Annotated in this window: 13 protein-coding genes; 5 read left to right on the top strand and 8 right to left on the bottom strand. The window is 67.9% G+C overall.

Annotated features, from left to right (window positions below; all coding sequences use genetic code 11):
• Positions 1-101: 101 nt before the first annotated feature.
• Entirely contained in the window at positions 102-590 is a 489-nt protein-coding gene (locus AVR91_RS04050; protein WP_063270877.1) for a hypothetical protein, read from the top strand.
• A 293-nt stretch (positions 591-883) separates the two neighbouring features.
• Here AVR91_RS04050 and AVR91_RS04045 read toward each other — a convergent pair whose 3' ends face one another.
• The gene (locus AVR91_RS04045; RefSeq protein WP_063270878.1) at positions 884-1,639 is read right to left on the bottom strand and encodes a thioesterase II family protein; all 756 of its coding nucleotides are present in this window, start codon (positions 1,637-1,639) and stop codon (positions 884-886) included.
• Between the two features lie 200 nt (positions 1,640-1,839).
• On the opposite strand from AVR91_RS04045, the gene AVR91_RS04040 reads away from it, so the two are divergent.
• Positions 1,840-2,979 carry a sensor histidine kinase gene (locus AVR91_RS04040; protein ID WP_063270879.1) on the top strand — a complete coding sequence of 380 codons (1,140 nt, stop codon included), beginning with the start codon at positions 1,840-1,842 and terminating at the stop codon, positions 2,977-2,979.
• Positions 2,980-3,070: 91 nt separating this feature from the next.
• Here the strand turns inward: AVR91_RS04040 and AVR91_RS04035 are convergent, their stop codons facing one another.
• The gene (locus AVR91_RS04035; protein ID WP_063270880.1) at positions 3,071-3,739 is read right to left on the bottom strand and encodes a response regulator transcription factor; all 669 of its coding nucleotides are present in this window, start codon (positions 3,737-3,739) and stop codon (positions 3,071-3,073) included.
• 177 nt (positions 3,740-3,916) lie between these two features.
• On the opposite strand from AVR91_RS04035, the gene AVR91_RS04030 reads away from it, so the two are divergent.
• Complete coding sequence (locus AVR91_RS04030) at positions 3,917-4,456, top strand: DUF1453 family protein (protein WP_063270881.1); 540 nt, start codon at positions 3,917-3,919, stop codon at positions 4,454-4,456.
• A gap of 62 nt (positions 4,457-4,518) precedes the next feature.
• Here AVR91_RS04030 and AVR91_RS04025 read toward each other — a convergent pair whose 3' ends face one another.
• Positions 4,519-6,180, bottom strand: a complete 1,662-nt coding sequence (locus AVR91_RS04025; RefSeq protein ID WP_063270882.1) for a flavin monoamine oxidase family protein — start codon at positions 6,178-6,180, stop codon at positions 4,519-4,521.
• A gap of 108 nt (positions 6,181-6,288) precedes the next feature.
• A complete protein-coding gene (locus tag AVR91_RS04020) occupies positions 6,289-6,978 on the bottom strand; it encodes a VC0807 family protein (RefSeq protein WP_063270883.1) in 690 nt (229 codons plus the stop codon).
• Between the two features lie 217 nt (positions 6,979-7,195).
• Here AVR91_RS04020 and AVR91_RS04015 point away from each other — a divergent pair, with 217 nt between their 5' ends.
• Positions 7,196-7,978 (top strand): methyltransferase domain-containing protein, encoded by a 783-nt coding sequence (locus AVR91_RS04015; protein WP_228709117.1) that lies wholly within the window; start codon positions 7,196-7,198, stop codon positions 7,976-7,978.
• Positions 7,979-8,215: 237 nt separating this feature from the next.
• On the opposite strand, the gene AVR91_RS04010 is transcribed toward AVR91_RS04015, so the two are convergent.
• From AVR91_RS04010 to AVR91_RS03995, 4 genes are all read right to left on the bottom strand, one after another.
• Positions 8,216-11,011: a helix-turn-helix transcriptional regulator gene (locus AVR91_RS04010; RefSeq protein WP_158077382.1), complete on the bottom strand. Its 2,796-nt coding sequence runs from the start codon at positions 11,009-11,011 to the stop codon at positions 8,216-8,218.
• 236 nt (positions 11,012-11,247) lie between these two features.
• Positions 11,248-11,709: a helix-turn-helix domain-containing protein gene (locus AVR91_RS04005; RefSeq protein WP_063270886.1), complete on the bottom strand. Its 462-nt coding sequence runs from the start codon at positions 11,707-11,709 to the stop codon at positions 11,248-11,250.
• A 164-nt stretch (positions 11,710-11,873) separates the two neighbouring features.
• Positions 11,874-12,983, bottom strand: a complete 1,110-nt coding sequence (locus tag AVR91_RS04000; RefSeq protein ID WP_063270887.1) for an MAB_1171c family putative transporter — start codon at positions 12,981-12,983, stop codon at positions 11,874-11,876.
• Positions 12,980-13,522, bottom strand: a complete 543-nt coding sequence (locus AVR91_RS03995; protein ID WP_063270888.1) for a hypothetical protein — start codon at positions 13,520-13,522, stop codon at positions 12,980-12,982. The genes AVR91_RS04000 and AVR91_RS03995 overlap by 4 nt, the downstream gene beginning before the upstream one ends.
• Positions 13,523-14,196: 674 nt before the next feature.
• On the opposite strand from AVR91_RS03995, the gene AVR91_RS03990 reads away from it, so the two are divergent.
• On the top strand, positions 14,197-14,541 hold the full coding sequence (locus AVR91_RS03990; protein ID WP_228709116.1) for a hypothetical protein: 345 nt from the start codon (positions 14,197-14,199) through the stop codon (positions 14,539-14,541).
• Positions 14,542-14,638 lie beyond the last annotated feature (97 nt).

The raw sequence follows: 14,638 nt of genomic DNA, 5'->3' as shown, positions 1-14,638 counted from the left end.
CCGGACGTCAACCCGTGGTTGGTCGCCGCGGCGGGTCCCGGCTCCTACGCTCGTGATCGATACCGAACGAACAGGTCGCCCACAGCCGAGGAGAGTGCGCAGTGGACACCAGCACGCTGATCAACATCGCGGTCGCCATCGCCGTCGTCGTCTACGTGATCTACCAGCGCATGAGCTGGAAGCCGCTGGAGAACGTGGAGATCTGGGGCGGGCCGCTCACCCTGGTCGCCATCGGGGTCATCCAGATGCGGCATCTGGACACCACCATCAGCGTGACCGACATCGTCTTCCTTGGCGCGGGCCTGCTGGTCTCGCTGCTGGGCGGCGCCGCGATGGGCGCGATGACGCAGCTGCAGCGGCGCGGCGACAAGGTCTACCAGCGGATCGGCGTGGTCGGCCTCGCCGTCTGGGTGGGCCTGCTGCTCGTCCGCGGCGTGCTCGGGGTGATCGGGCACTTCGCCGGCGCGACGCTGACCTCCGGCGGCGGCACCATCCTGCTCTCGCTGGGCGCGAACCTGATGGCGATGACGCTCGTACTGTCCGCCCGCCTCGGCGGTGCCAAGATCCCCGGCGGCAGCCCGCAGCGCTGACCCCGGACGTCACGCTTGGTACAGCGGGTCGTGAGTGGCAACCGTGTCCTCTGTACCTCCTTGTCCGAATTCCGTGAAGGCCTTCTTGAGGGACTCTGGGTCCCTCAAGGAGGCCTTCACGGAATTCGGAAAACAGGGCGCGGCGTGAGCGGAGGCGTGACTCGCGTGATCAGGGACGTAACTCGCGTGATTGGAGGCCGCACTCGTGTGTTCCGCCGCGAATCACGCGAGTTCCGCCTTCGATCACGTGAGTGCGGCCGATGGTACAGGTGGTGCCGGGCGACGATGCCGCTTCACCGCCGCCGGACCGCGGCGGTCACCACCTCGGCGAACTCCTCGGGACGCGCCTCCGGGAAACCGTGCCCACCAGGGAAGACCTGGAGGTCGAACGGGCCGGTGGTGTACTCGTGCCAGGCGCGCGCCTCGTCGAGCGACACCGTCGGATCGCTGTCACCGACGAGCACCGTGACCGGGCAGCGCAGCGGCGGCGCGGGCTCGGGCCGGTAGGCGGCCAGCGCCCGGAAGTCGGCCCGGATGGCCGGGAAGGTGGCCTTGAGCAGCTCCGCGTCCCGCGCGCCAGGCGAACCGGCGTCGCGCTGCGAGTACAGCTCGGCCACGAGGTCCTGATCCGGAAGCAGGTGGAGCCCGGCGGCGCCGGACCGGGACGGGGCCGGGCAGCCGGACACGATCAGCGCGACCGGGCTCCCGGTCAGTGCCCGCTCCAGCCGTCTGGCCACCTCGAAACCGACGACCGCGCCCATTCCGTGGCCGTACACCGCGAACGGCGCGCCTTCCCAGAGCGCGAGCGCCCCGGTGACCCGGTCGGCCAATTCCCCGATGTCTTCGGCACACGGTTCCGCGACCCGATCCTGGCGTCCCGGATATTGCACCGCGTGCACCTCGATCCCCGGCGCGAGCGCGGCGGAAAGCGGGAAGAACGCATTCGCGGCCGCACCGGCGTCGGGCAGGCAGATCAGACGCGGTACCGACGGTCCTCCGGGCCGGAAAACACGGACCCAGTCCCCGGCATCGCCGCTTGGAGCGGTCATCGCAGGATTCCTCCGAAAGGGATGGGAATTGTTCGGCGGAGGGTCGGAGAGACCGCTTTCTTTCGCCTCGGCGAACACTAGCCGGACGCTTCCTGCGGAAACAACCGCGAGAGAGCGACCTCCTACCAACGGTGACGGTATTTCCACCCTCGGATTGATCGCCCGCGAGCGGAAAAGCGCCGTGGCCCTACGATCGTCGTATGACCGAAGCAGTGTCCGAAGAGGTCGAGGAACGTCGCTGGCGATGGGCCGCGCCCGCGGCCGGGACGGCGCTGCTGGCCGTCACGCAGATGACCGCGACCGTGCCGGACGGCGCCGGCTGGCTGTGGGTGCTCTACGCGGTGTCGTCGGCGAGCTGGCTGCTGTGGATCGGCATCAGCGAGCGCTTCCCCCGCGCCGCCCTGCTTCCGCTCGCCGCGGCGAGCGCGGTCCCCGCGTTCGGTACCGGCGCCGCCACCGACGGCACCGCCGTGATCATGACCTGCATCACCCTCGCCGCGTTCGCTTCACGGCTGGAGCCGGACACCGTCGCGATCATCGCGCTGATGGTCTTCGACGCCGCCGCCATCGTGGCCTCCAGCCTGCTCGGCCACCGCCCTTCGGAGGCCTGGCTGGGCGCGCTCGGCGCGGTCGTCATCGTGGTCCTCGTCGGATTCACCCGACGCGGTCATCTGACCAGGGTCGCGCAGGCGGAACGGTTGCTGCACCAGGAACGGCTGGCGCACACCCGCGGCGTGCGCGCGGCGACGCTCGACGAGCGCACCCGCATCGCCCGCGAGATCCACGACGTCGTCGCCCATTCCCTCGGTGCGCTGCGGGTCCAGCTGGAGGTGATGCACACACTGCTGGTGGAGGAGAACGACACCGAAGGCGCCCTGCGTTCGCTCGCACTGTCGCGCAGTCTCGCCGACCAAGGGCTCAGCGACGTCCGGGACGCCGTGGCGGCGCTGCGCGAGGACGTCCGCGCCCTGCCGGACGCGCTGACCGAACTGGTGCGGACCTTCGGCCGGGAACACGACACCCCGGCGGATTTCACCATGCTGGGCGAGCACCGCGATCTCCCGTCGGCACAGACGATCGCGCTGCTGCGGATCTGCCGGGAAGCGCTGACGAACGCGGCCAAGCACGCCGCGGGCGAGGCGGTGAGCGTCGAACTGGAGTACCCGCCGGACGAGGTCCGGCTGCACGTCCGCAATCCCCTCGCCGCCGCACCGGACCCCGGGCACACGCCGGGCTACGGCCTGACCGGGATGCGCGAACGGATCGAACTCGTCGACGGCACGCTGGTCACCGGGCCGGACGGCCGGTTCTGGGACGTCACGGCCCGGGTCCCGGGGTAGGCCCCGAAGCGCGTTGGCGTTGTTGCGAAAGCCACTTTCGCAACGTTGAAGGTTGCGAAAGTGGCTTTCGCAACGTCGGCGGAGCGCCGCGTCAGTCCCGCGCGTAACCCGCTTGGTAGGCATAACGGACGGCCTGCGCGCGATCCCGGCTCCCCGTTTTGGCGAAGATCCGGTTGATATGGCTCTTGACCGTCGTCTCGCTGACGAACAGTTCCGCGGCGATCTCCTTGTTGCTGCGACCCGCCGCGATCAGCGTCAGCACATGGGCTTCCCGCTTGGTGAGCTTCGCGTCGTCTTCCGGTGGCGGTGCCGAAGCCGGCGCGGGCGCCAGGGCGGCGCCGAGCACCCGCCGCTGCACCTGCGGATCGAGCAGGGCCTGTCCCGCCGCGGCCGCGTGCACCGCGCGCCCGATTTCGTGCTTGTTGGCCGATTTCGTCAGGTATCCCAACGCCCCGGCCTCCAACGCGCGCAACACCCAGTCGTCGTCGGCGTAGGTGGTGAGCACGACGACCTCGATCTCCGGATGCCGTTCCTTGATCCGCCGGGTCGCCTCGACGCCGTCGCACCGGGGCATGGAGAGATCCATCAGGACGACGTCCGGGCGCAGTTCCCCGGCCAGCCGCACGGCGACCTCGCCGTCGGGCGCCTGGCCGACCACGGTGATCCCCGCGACCGTCCCCACCAGGAGGGCCAGTCCTTCGCGTACCGCCGCCTGGTCTTCGGCGATCACGATCCGGACCGGGGGCACTTCTTCGACCATGCCTGCATCATCTCCTGCGCTCACCGGTCCGCGCCACACGGCACTCCACCTCGAGGTGGACGCCGATCTCCAACCGGATTCCCACCCGCACGCCGATGATCGTCCCGGCCGTTCGCCCTAGATTTCGGGACAACCGGCATCGAACTGCCGGATGGGGAGTCTTTCGAAGGAGTTCTGATGAGTGAAGCCATGCGAAACGCCCTCATCCTGAGCGGCGTACTGCTGGCGCTGGTGCTGTTCACGCACATCGGTCGCCACAAGGCCCACCTGGTCATCCTGATCCTGCCGTTCTTCACGTGCGCGCTGGTGGGCTGGGCGGTCCTCTACGACCTCAAGCTGACCACGCCGAACACAATGGCCGGGCTGGTCGGCATCGCGGCGGGCGTCCTGATCGGCTGGGGATTGCTGAAGGGCACGAAGGTCGAGTGGGACCAGGAGAAATCCGCCGTCTACACCAGGGCGGGCTGGGTCTACTTGGGACTGTGGCTGTTCGTCCTGGTCGGACGGCTCATCTTCGTCTACACCCTCGAGCACAGCCACTCGTTCGCGGCCGACTTCGGCAAGTTCCTGATGGACACCGGGATCGACGCCGGCGGCGTCTCCGCCTTCTTCGTCACCATGGCGCTGACGATGGTCATCTTCCGCACCGCCGGGGTCTGGGTCTACCGGGCCAAGGTACTCAGGCAGGCTCAGCGAACCCCCAGCTACGCGAGCTGAGCACTGTCTCGCCTGCCCGGTCCGTCGGCTCCCCCCAGTCGCCGGACCGGGCCTCGGCCCGTTCAAGGCTCGGGCAGTTCGATCGGCGCGATGTGGTCGAAGACGTCACCGGGGCCGGGATTGCGCGGGTCGGTGGCCCCGCCGAGATGACGCAGCGTCCCCCACACCGCGTTGAGCGCGCTGGTGACCGCCCCTTCGGCGAAGCCGCCCATCCACGAGATGTCGTCGCCGGCGAGGAACAGGCCGCGCTGGGCGGCGGGAAGATCGTCCTGCCGGAAATGGGTGAACAGGCGGCGCTGATAGCGGTACTGCCCCGGCAGGTTCGCCTTGAACGCGCCTTGGAAGTTCGGCTCGTTCTCCCAGGTGACGGTGACCGGGTCGCCGGTGATGTGGGAGCGGATGTCGACACCCGGGTAGATGTCGGCGAGCGCGTCGAGCGCGAGTTCGAGCCGGTCCGCCGGGCCGAGCGTCGCGAACTTGAGCGAATCGTCGTTCCAGGTATAGGAAAGGCACAGCGCGGCAGGCGAATCCGGTCCGTCGTCGAACAGGTAGACGCTGCGCGGGGTCCGGTCGGTCAGGGTCATCCCCATCAGTTCCTCGCCGGTGCGGGGATCGACGTCGTGCCAGAACGGCCGGTCGACCGGGACGAACAACTTCGAAGCGCCCATGTAGTGCGTGCGTTCCAGCGCGGTCCACACGTTCGCGGGCAGCAGCGGGCGGACCCCGGCGATCTTGGTGAGCAGCACCCGGTGCTGCGCGGTGAAGACCACGGCCGGATAGGTCCGCACGTCACCGTTCGCGTCCTCGACGGCGAACCCGTCCGCAGCCGGGCGCAACGCGAGGACGGCGGGACGCGGCGATCCATTGTGCAGCGACGCGACCGACGTCCCGGCCGGCCAGAAGCGGGCCGAAGCGGGTGCGTGCTCCCACAGCCGCCGAGGAAGTTGCTGGCAGCCACCGATGATCTGCCGCGGCCCCTCTTCGACGCCGGTGTAGATGACGCGGAGGATTTCCAGCACGGAGTTGGGGAAATCGGTGTCCCAGCCGCCGGTGCCGAAGCCGACCTGGCCGAAGATCTCGCGATGGCGGAAGGAGGCGAACGCCGTCGACCGCGCCAGGAAACCGTAGAAGGACTGGTCGTCGAGTTCGGGCAGCAGCCGGTTCCAGATCGCCTTCACCATGGCGGTGTCGCGCATCCGGATGGCGTCGCGCATGGTGGACAGATCGGCCAGTTCCTGCAGGGCCTTGTGCCAGGCGTCGTCGACTTCGTGGAACACCGACGGGAGATCCGCCGGCGTCCGCGCGCGGTAGGTCACCCCGTCGAGGTTGATCACCGTGGTGGAAGTGCTGCGGGACAACGGGTTCGCGAACGGCTTGGTCTCCAGGCCGACCTCGTCGATGTACCGGTACAGGGTGGTGGCCGAGGGCGGGAACCGCATCGCGCCCATCTCCGCGACCGCGCCGTCCTTGCCCGCCAAGGGGATGGAGCGCATCCGCCCGCCGATCTGGCCCGCTTCGTAGACCACCGGTTTCAGGCCGAGGCGCAGCAGTTCGTAGGCCGCGACCACACCCGCTATCCCGCCACCGACGACGGCGACCTCCTGGCCGAGGCGGTCCGGCGGCAGCTCACCGAGCCCGGCCGGATGCGCGAGCCAATCGTCGTAGGCGAAGGGGAAATCGGGGCAGAGAGTGGTCAGCGGGGGCGCGAAATCGGCTGCGGTCATCGTGGCGGATCTCCCTGGTCATCGGGGCCACACTGTCTCGACCGAAACGTACGACGGGGTCCGGCGGGGACCAACCCCTCACTTTCCCCTATTCGCCCCTAGTCCATTTTAGACAGCCGCAGGCGCCACATCCGCCGTGTGAAGCGATTTTTCCAGGCCGCGGCCGGCGGAGCGGCGCCGGTACCAGACGGTCCAGGCGACCACGCCGGTGATCGCGGTCAGTTCGATCGCGGTGGACAGGCCGACCATCACCGACGCGGGCAGCAGGTAGATCAGGACGAGCCGGGCGGCGGACTCGGCGACCAGGACCGCGCCCCAGCCCGCGGTGGAGACGCGGTGCAGTTTGCGGAACTCGGGTTCCGCGACGTACAGCCGGTCCCAGCCCAGCCGCCGAGCCGGGGTCAGCGCCCGGATCCGGCGGGAGATGAAGAAGGTCACCGGCTTCCCGAAGACGAGGCTGCCGAGGAAGGCGATCCCGGCGAGGCCGCTGGTGAAGGGATCCTTGGCCAGCAGCAGACGTTCGTCCCCGCTCACCAGGGAGACCAGCAGGGTCACCGCGCAGACGCCGAGCACGAACACCCCGAAGCCGTCGACCTTGCGTTCCTTGACCGCGACGGCGAGTACGAGGACGCCGATGGCGACCGTGGCCGCCACCAAGGCGGAGCCGCTGCTCCACCCGAAGGCGAGCAGCGCGTAGTAGACGACGACCGGCACGGTGACGTCGGCGATCAACGAGACGAGGGAGCGCCTGCGCGCGCCGCGGCCGTCGGTGTCCTGGTTCTTGGTTTCCCCCGGCATGTGGAGTTCCTATCACGGGGAAACCATCCGTGCGGAGAACTTCACCCCCTATTCTCCGAACCCCTATTCCCGACGTCGGTGCCGTTCAGTGGTCAAGTCACCCCCTGCATTTCGGCTACCGGACCAAGATCACCGATACCGTGGGGTGGAAAGGAACTCGCGTGACCGTAGGAGATATACCAGAATGCAACGGAACTTCAAGGAATTCAAGATAACGGTGGACCCGGTCAGGGACGACTTCCTCCGGGCGAAGGGGCCCGGCCAGCGCAACCTCCTGCTCGGCCGCGCGGTGTTCGAGTTCGCCAGCGACCTGGAGCACCTGGACACCATCCAGCAGGAATTCGTCGACGGCTCGCACCGGCCGCTGATTCGCCAGAACTGGCAGGACAGCACCGCGGACTACAGCGATCCGACGCAGCTGCTCATCCAGGGACAGCAGGTGATGCAGAACTGGGAACGGCCGCTGATGAAGGTGCTGGCGGAAAACGCCGCGGCGAACGGCGGGGATCTGCTCGAAGTCGGTTTCGGGATGGGTATTTCGGCCACCTACGTCCAGGACGCGGGCGTCCGGTCGCACACCCTGATCGAAATCAACTCCGAGGTGAAGGCGGAGTTCGAGAAATGGCGCTCACAGTGGCCGGACCGCGATATCCGGCTGGAACTCGGCGCCTGGCAGGACGTGCTCGGCGGCCTCGGCCAGTACGACGCGATCCTGTACGACACCTATCCGACCGACGAACGGGAATTCGCCAGGACACTGGGCCCGAAGGCCATCGTGCTGGCGGCCGAATTCTTCGAGCACGCCGCCGCCCATCTTCGTCCCGGCGGCGTCTTCTCCTACTACACCAACGAAATCGACTCATTGAGCCGGGCGCACCAGCGCGCTCTGCTCGAACATTTCAGCTCGTTCCGGGTGGAGGTCGTCCGCGACCTGAAGCCGCCGGCCGACTGCACCTACTGGTGGGCGGGCACGATGGCGGCCGTGACCGCCGTCAAGTAGACGGGACGACGAAGGTCTCCTTACCCAAGCCGGGTAAGGAGACCTTCGTCGTGTCGCGAGCCGGAGATCGACCTGCAGGGCCGATCACGATCAGGGGTAAGGCATAGGTGTCATGCTCGCCCGTCGGCGTGCCGGCTTCGGATGTTGTGAAAGTGGCTTTCGCAACCTTCAACGTTGCGAAAGTGGCTTTCGCAACACCTGACTGAACGGTACGACATAACTTGCCTATCGTTTCGGTCAGGCGCTGTTGACGACCGAAACCTGGAGCCACGACGGGAGATCCCGGCGCCGGTTGACGTCCAGCTTGCGGTAGACGCGGGTGAGATGCTGCTCGACCGTGCTCACCGTGATGTAGAGCTTGCTCGCGATCGCCCGGTTCGTGTGGCCGAGGGAAGCGAGCCCGGCGACCCGTCGCTCGGCCTCGCTCAGCGACTCGATCAGCTCGCGTTCGACGCCCGACACGGCGACTTCCGCCGCGGTGGACGCCGGCCTTCCCTCGTCGCCTGTCCCGTCGAGACGCAGATCCCGGCAGATCACTTCGGCGTGGCAACCCTTCGCGATATGCCACGCCTGCCGGGCCACCGTGCGCGCGCGGCCCGACTCGGCCAGCGTGTAGTGCGCGCGGCTGAGATCGCCGAGCGCGCGGGCGAGTTCGAGGCGGATACCGCCCGCCTGGAAGATCTTCACCGCTTCACGCAGCAGTTCCGGCCGCTTCTGCGGTTCGGCGATCTTGGCCTTGAGCCGCAACGAGATTCCTCGCACATGCGACGTCGAGCCGGCAAGCTTCGCGAGCTGCTCGTCCAGCAGGGACTTGGCCTTCTCCGGCATGCCGAGCCGGAGGTACGCCTCGGCCGTGTCGCCGCGCCAGGGCACCAGCACCGGCAGGTCGAAATCCCAGCTCTTGCTGAGTTCCCCGCACAGGACGAAGTCGCCGAGCGCGGCGTGCACGCGGTCGGTCTCCAGGTAGAGCCTGCCGCGGGCGCGCAGGTAGTGCAGGCCGAACCGGGTTTGCAGCATCGAGGCGGGCACCGGCTGGTTGATCTGCGCGGCCGCCTCCTCGAATTTGCCCATCCCGACGGCGGCGAGGCACAGCGTCGCCAGCGGGACTCCGACGGCCACTCCCCAGCTCTGCGGCGTGATGAACGTCAAGGCCGCCTTGGCCTGCTTCTCCGCCGTCACCAGATCTCCCTGGCGCAGCGCCATTTCCGCCCTGGCCGCGGCGAACACGGCCTGCCAGCTGGGCGCGTCGCAGTCGGCGGCCTCCTGCTGCAGCAGCTCGCACCACGGCACCGCCTTGTCCAGCCGGTCGGCGTAGATGAGCGCGAACAGCGCGCTGCGCACGGATTCGACCATCGTGTCGCCGAGCTGGATGCTCTTCAGCACGTTCTCGGCCGAGGCGATCGCGTCGTCGTCGGGGCCGTTGGTGACGATCCGGCTCAGCGCCATCGCCGCCTGGACGTTGGGGTCGAAGGATTGCGCGGGAACGCGGTCCTTCGCGGCCGGGGCAGGCAGCTTGTCGCGCAGAACGGGATAGGAACAGAGGATGAACAGCCGGGTGATGCGCAGTTCCGCCTCGGTGCGGTCGTCGGCCGACGGCTCCATGACGGCGAGCTTGTCGAGCACCTCGCCCGCTTCCGCGGTGCGGCCGTGCCACAGCAGGAACCGCACCAGGATGGCGGCGGCCCGTACCGGGAGGTGCCCGGCGAGGAAGATCTCGTAGAGATGGTCGGTGTGCACGGCGCCGATGGCCGGGTTGTTCCGCCATTCCAGACCGGCGAGCTGGGTCACCATCTCGACCTCGAGTGCTTCGTCGCCACACGACCGGCAGGCCAGTTTCAGGCATTGGACCGCGAACGAGGTCTGGTTGTCCACTTTGGCCAGTTCGGCCGCGGTGCGCAGCACGGGCACCGCCCACGGCCGCTCGGCCCGGTCGGCGGCGACGAGGTGACGGGCCACCTCGAGCGCGCCGGCGCCGTCGTGGTGCAGGAGCACCGCGGCGCGCTCGTGCAGTCGCGCGCGTTCCGCGACCGGGACGTCGGCCAGCACCGCAGTCACCGTCATCGGATGCCGGAACCGGCCAGCGTCGAGCAGTCCGACCTGGTGCAGGAGGGTGATCGCGCGACCGGCGGTGCGCTGGTCCATCCCGGCCACCCGGACGACGAGGCAGACCGTTTCCCCTTTACCCAGTACCGCGAGGACACCGGCGAGGGTCCGGGTGTCCTGGTCGCCGCGCTGGAGACACGCCGCCACCGCCTGGCAGTAGTGATCGCCGGGGATCGGCCGGGTCTCGGGCGCGAGGGGTACGCCCGAGGCACGGAGATCTTCGAGGAGTGCCTGAGCCAGCAACGGATTCCCGCCACTGAGCTCGTGCAGGCCCGTCACCAGGGTGTCGTCCTGACCGGGCGGGACGAACCGGGCCACCTCTTCGCGGCCCAGCGGCTTCAGCCGGATCCGGCGGCAGTGCGGGAGCCGGAGGTACTCGGCGCCCAGCAAGGGCAAGGTCTGCTTGGCGGACAACGACTCCGTCAGCACGATGAGCACTTTCATCGTGCGCATGCGGCGCATGAGGAACATCAGCCAGTGCAACGACGGGGTGTCCACATGGTGGAAGTCGTCGACCAGGACCACGACCGGGCGGTGCGCGGCGAGCTCGCGCACGAGCTCCAGCAGGTCGAGCATCAGATGTGTGCTGGGCCGCCCGGTCAGCCCGGTCTGCTCGGCTCGCGTCAGCAGGTCCGCGGCCTTCGCGCGCAGGTCTCCGGGCAGTGCCGGACCGCGGAAAAGCTGGAACAGGGCGGTGAAAGGGAGGTCCTTCTCCGCTTCCACGCAAAGCGCGCTCATCACCGTTGCTTCCGCTTCAGCGCATTGTTGCCCGAATGCGTGCAGGAGTTCACTTTTCCCGCTCGCGGCGGTTCCGGTGACCACCGCCGCGACGGCGTTCCCCTGTTCGGATTCCGTCAAGAAGTCTCGCAGGACCAGCAGCTCCGCGCGGGGATATGCCCTCGCACGGACGTCGCCGTCCACTCTGCTCACTGATTTCACGTGCATTCTTCGTCGCCCCCATGGCAAACCCGCAATGTGGAGTCCGGCGGCGGACCGACGTCGTCCGTTCCACGCAGGAACTCTTGCCGAGGAGCCTAGAGGACGTCACCCTATCGTGTCGACCCAAGAGAACAAATGAGAGGTTAGTCCGTTTTCCTCAGTGGATGACCACTGTGGACGAAGCGAAAACCGAGGCACGACAGGCACAACCGGTGCCGCTGGATGCGTCAGTCCTGTTTGGACCCACGCTCCCGCATGGCCTGCTGATCCCGCCAGACCACGTCGAGGAGGTTCTTCACCAGTTCACGGCGATCGGTCGTCAGCTCACCCGCGCGCATGGCCATCAGGCGGACCTCGTCGGTGTCGGCCAGCTCACGCAACCGCGCCTGTTCCGCGCGCAGGTACTCCAGCTGCCGGTCCACCCGGTCGCTCACGTCCTCGTTGAAGAAGTACGTGACCGGGACACCGAAGAAATCCGCCAGTCCTTGCAGGTGCTTGAGCGTCGGGTTGTCCTTCTTTCCCTTGCGCAGCTGCCAGACGTAGCTCTGGGAGATCGTCACACCCTCGGCGGTGATCGCGGACGCGACCTCTTCGTACGTGAACTCGGTGCCGTTGCGCCGGGTGACGTGCGCGAACAGATGGTCGAGTTTTTCGGCCAGGCTCCGGCCTGGTCCGTCCTGCCGGGACATGCTGCCTCCCAAGAACACCGCCGAGTTCCTCACGAACCCGTGCCGCGCTGCCATATGGCGGTGCAGGTCCCCCCGAGTACCGGAGTATAGGTGCCCACCTCCCTTTCATCAACTGACGTGAATGGATCCCTCCCGGTTCCGTACAACTGAGGAAAAACGGACGATCAGGCGCGCAGGGTCTTCGACAGCGTGACGAGCTCCCCGACGTCGGCCTCGACGTCCGGCCCCTCGGGGCGCGCCACCGCCACCGCGGTGCGCGAGCTCGGCCGCTCCCCCGCCCGCAACCGGGCCAGCGCCTCGCGGAAGACCTCGGGCGACACCCGCTCCCTGCCTTCGACGGCTCCGCAGTCGGCCAGGTACGGGCTCAGCCGGACCAGTCCGTCACGGATCTCGACGACTCTTCGCCAGTACCTGCGATGCATCCGCCAGAACGCGAGCTCTTCCAGCCATCCGCCGCGCTGTCCGGCGTACAGCGCGTCACCGGGGAACACGTCGTGCAGGTGCCCCCACAGCGGTCGCAGATCCTCGTACCGCCGCCGGTGCCGCAGCCAGAGCCTGGCGGCGGCGAGCACGGCGAGCAGCCCGACCATGGTGATCCCGGCCATGAACAGGATGATTCCCACGTGGACCAGCACGGCCGTCGCGACCGGCACGGACGACGGCACGTCGCCGCCGGACCAGCGCACCAGGATCGTGCCGAACCGCGCGACCGAGGTCACCGCGAGCGTGATCAGGCCGCAGGCGGCGATCCGCAGGCCCCAGCGGACCCGGCGCGGGGTTTCCACGGCGTCACGCAGCGCCCAGCTCGCCGCCTGCACCGTCGTATAGGTGCCGTATGCCGCGTCGACCAGGAAGAAGAGCGCCACCCCCGGCTCCATCACGACCGACGGCAGCGCCGCGCCGACACCGAAGGCCTGCTCGCGCGACGCGGCCGGCACCACGACCATGGCCACCGCCAAGGCCGCGCAAACCAGCATCAGGAGCCAGGCGTCGAGGGCCACCCGCCGCCGCGAGCCACCCGCGGACAGCAGGAAGAAGACCAGCAGGCAGAACAGGCTGGCGTCGAGGGCGGCCGTCTGGACCAGGCGGAAGGTGGCGACGTCGAGTGTCCCGCCGGTGAACTCGTGCAGCGCCACCATGGTCGAGGGCGCGGTCAGCAACCGCAGCACCAGGCAGCCGACCAGTGCCCAGATCGCCGGGTCGCGCGGCGATCGCGCCAGCCGGAAGGAGAACCACACCAGCGCCGCGATCACGAACTCCTTGGCCAGGCTCACAGCCAGCCCCGAGCCTCACCGAGGACGTGCCGCATCCGCCTGGTCCGCGACGAACCCGGCCTGTCGAGCAGGTGGAAGACCAGGGAACGTTCGAGCAGGAGGGTGGCGATCGTCTCGGCCTCCCGCTCCCTGGCCGAGTCGTACTGCGTTCTTTTCAACAGTCTCCGAATTACCCCCGGATCGAGGTCGGGCATGAACCGGGACCATATTTCCTCTTCGTCCGGTTCCGCCTGATGTCCGGACAGGATATGACCCAGCTCATGCGCGATGATGTGCTCTTGATGTATCCGGGTGGTCTCCGACTGGAAGACGATGTAGTCGCCGGAAGACGCGCTCAGCCACGCTCCACACGGGCCGGGAACCTCCATCGGGAACGCGACGAGTTTGATCGGCCGACCTCGGCTTTCCCCGATGCGGCGGCAGAGTTCGGCCATTTCGACCGGCCCGTCGACCCCGACCTTGACCAATTCTTTACGCAGGCCGCGACGAAGTTTCCGCTCACCGGCAATGGTCTTGACGAAACCATGAATCGCTTTCACCCGACCCCCAGGACCACTCGATACCCACGGGTCCACGGCGACCCGCAGCGAAGAAGGAAATGCTGCACCACAGTTGATTCGCATCCCCAGATGACGCGGACTTCACATCCGAAACGCCAGACCCTCGCGAGCAACCAGCGGCAGGCTAACACGAGTGATCAGTACGTGTCCGCGTATCACCTGAACGGATCAACTCCCGAAAATATCCGCCTCGAACACGTGGCGAACAGCAGGAAGAACCCTCGTCTCCAAAGCGGGAACAAGGCCACCGTCCGCTTAGTCCACGTCCGTTGTCCGGACACCTATGTCCTTATTGGCACTAGGTAATCGATCGATTGCGAAGCGTCAGTCCCACCCCTTTGACGTCGGCCTCCCATCCACCGGACGAACGCCGTTGGCGGGCCGCGAACGCAAGGGCCAATCGCACCACAACCTCACCCGGCCGCGAAACTCGTTAATTCTTCGTATGGGCGGCAAAAAAACGAGAAGACGCGGGGACGGCGATAGTCTTGAAGTCGCCGAGGACTTCGACAAGGAAAGCAGGCGCGATGAAGGAGCCACTGTACCGTCGCGTGAATACCAGGGCCAGGAACGTTCACCACGACCACGGCGGGGACTACCGGCACCAGCGCACTGCGAAAAGCGAAACCTCTTCCGACCTGACGCGCGGGTCCATGGGGCGGCGGGCACGCCGGGGACTGGACTACACGCCGTTGTTCCGGTTCCTGCTCGGCAAGGTCGGCGAGGACTGGGACGGGGTGCGCGACGAAGCCGCCGCCCGGCTCGACTCCCCCGACCCGATCCACTGGCTCGTCGCCCGGCAGCCGCACGAACGGAGCGACTACGTGCGGATCGGGGAGGCCAGTTACTACAGCGGCCTCTACGTGGACGACGAGAACCGGCTGCGGGCCGTCGCCCCCGAGCTGGGTGCCGACGATCTGGAGCCGAGCTGTCCGTGCTGTACCCACACGTTCAACGGTGTCCGGTTCGGCCGGAAGTACCGAGAGCCTGAGCGCTGATGGCGTTCTTGGGGTCTACTTAGGACAGTCTGGTTCGACGGCGGCCTGCCTTCGAGTCGAGGGGCTCAGCGCCCCCAATGTGGCATTGGGGACACTG

The organism is Amycolatopsis keratiniphila subsp. keratiniphila (assembly GCF_001620365.2).
In the GTDB taxonomy this organism is placed as follows: domain Bacteria; phylum Actinomycetota; class Actinomycetes; order Mycobacteriales; family Pseudonocardiaceae; genus Amycolatopsis; species Amycolatopsis keratiniphila.
The sequence above is the reverse complement of the archived record's forward strand: the minus strand, read 5'-3'. Positions and strand labels throughout refer to the sequence as shown.

Excerpts from the sequence above, each read along its gene's own strand:
- AVR91_RS04040 (WP_063270879.1), top strand. The coding sequence starts at position 1,840 with ATGACCGAAGCAGTGTCCGAAGAGGTCGAGGAACGTCGCTGGCGATGG.
- AVR91_RS04030 (WP_063270881.1), top strand. The coding sequence starts at position 3,917 with ATGAGTGAAGCCATGCGAAACGCCCTCATCCTGAGCGGCGTACTGCTG.
- AVR91_RS03990 (WP_228709116.1), top strand. The coding sequence starts at position 14,197 with ATGGGGCGGCGGGCACGCCGGGGACTGGACTACACGCCGTTGTTCCGG.
- AVR91_RS04035 (WP_063270880.1), bottom strand. The coding sequence starts at position 3,739 with ATGGTCGAAGAAGTGCCCCCGGTCCGGATCGTGATCGCCGAAGACCAG.
- AVR91_RS04020 (WP_063270883.1), bottom strand. The coding sequence starts at position 6,978 with ATGCCGGGGGAAACCAAGAACCAGGACACCGACGGCCGCGGCGCGCGC.
- AVR91_RS04045 (WP_063270878.1), bottom strand. The coding sequence starts at position 1,639 with ATGACCGCTCCAAGCGGCGATGCCGGGGACTGGGTCCGTGTTTTCCGG.
- AVR91_RS04025 (WP_063270882.1), bottom strand. The coding sequence starts at position 6,180 with ATGACCGCAGCCGATTTCGCGCCCCCGCTGACCACTCTCTGCCCCGAT.
- AVR91_RS04005 (WP_063270886.1), bottom strand. The coding sequence starts at position 11,709 with ATGTCCCGGCAGGACGGACCAGGCCGGAGCCTGGCCGAAAAACTCGAC.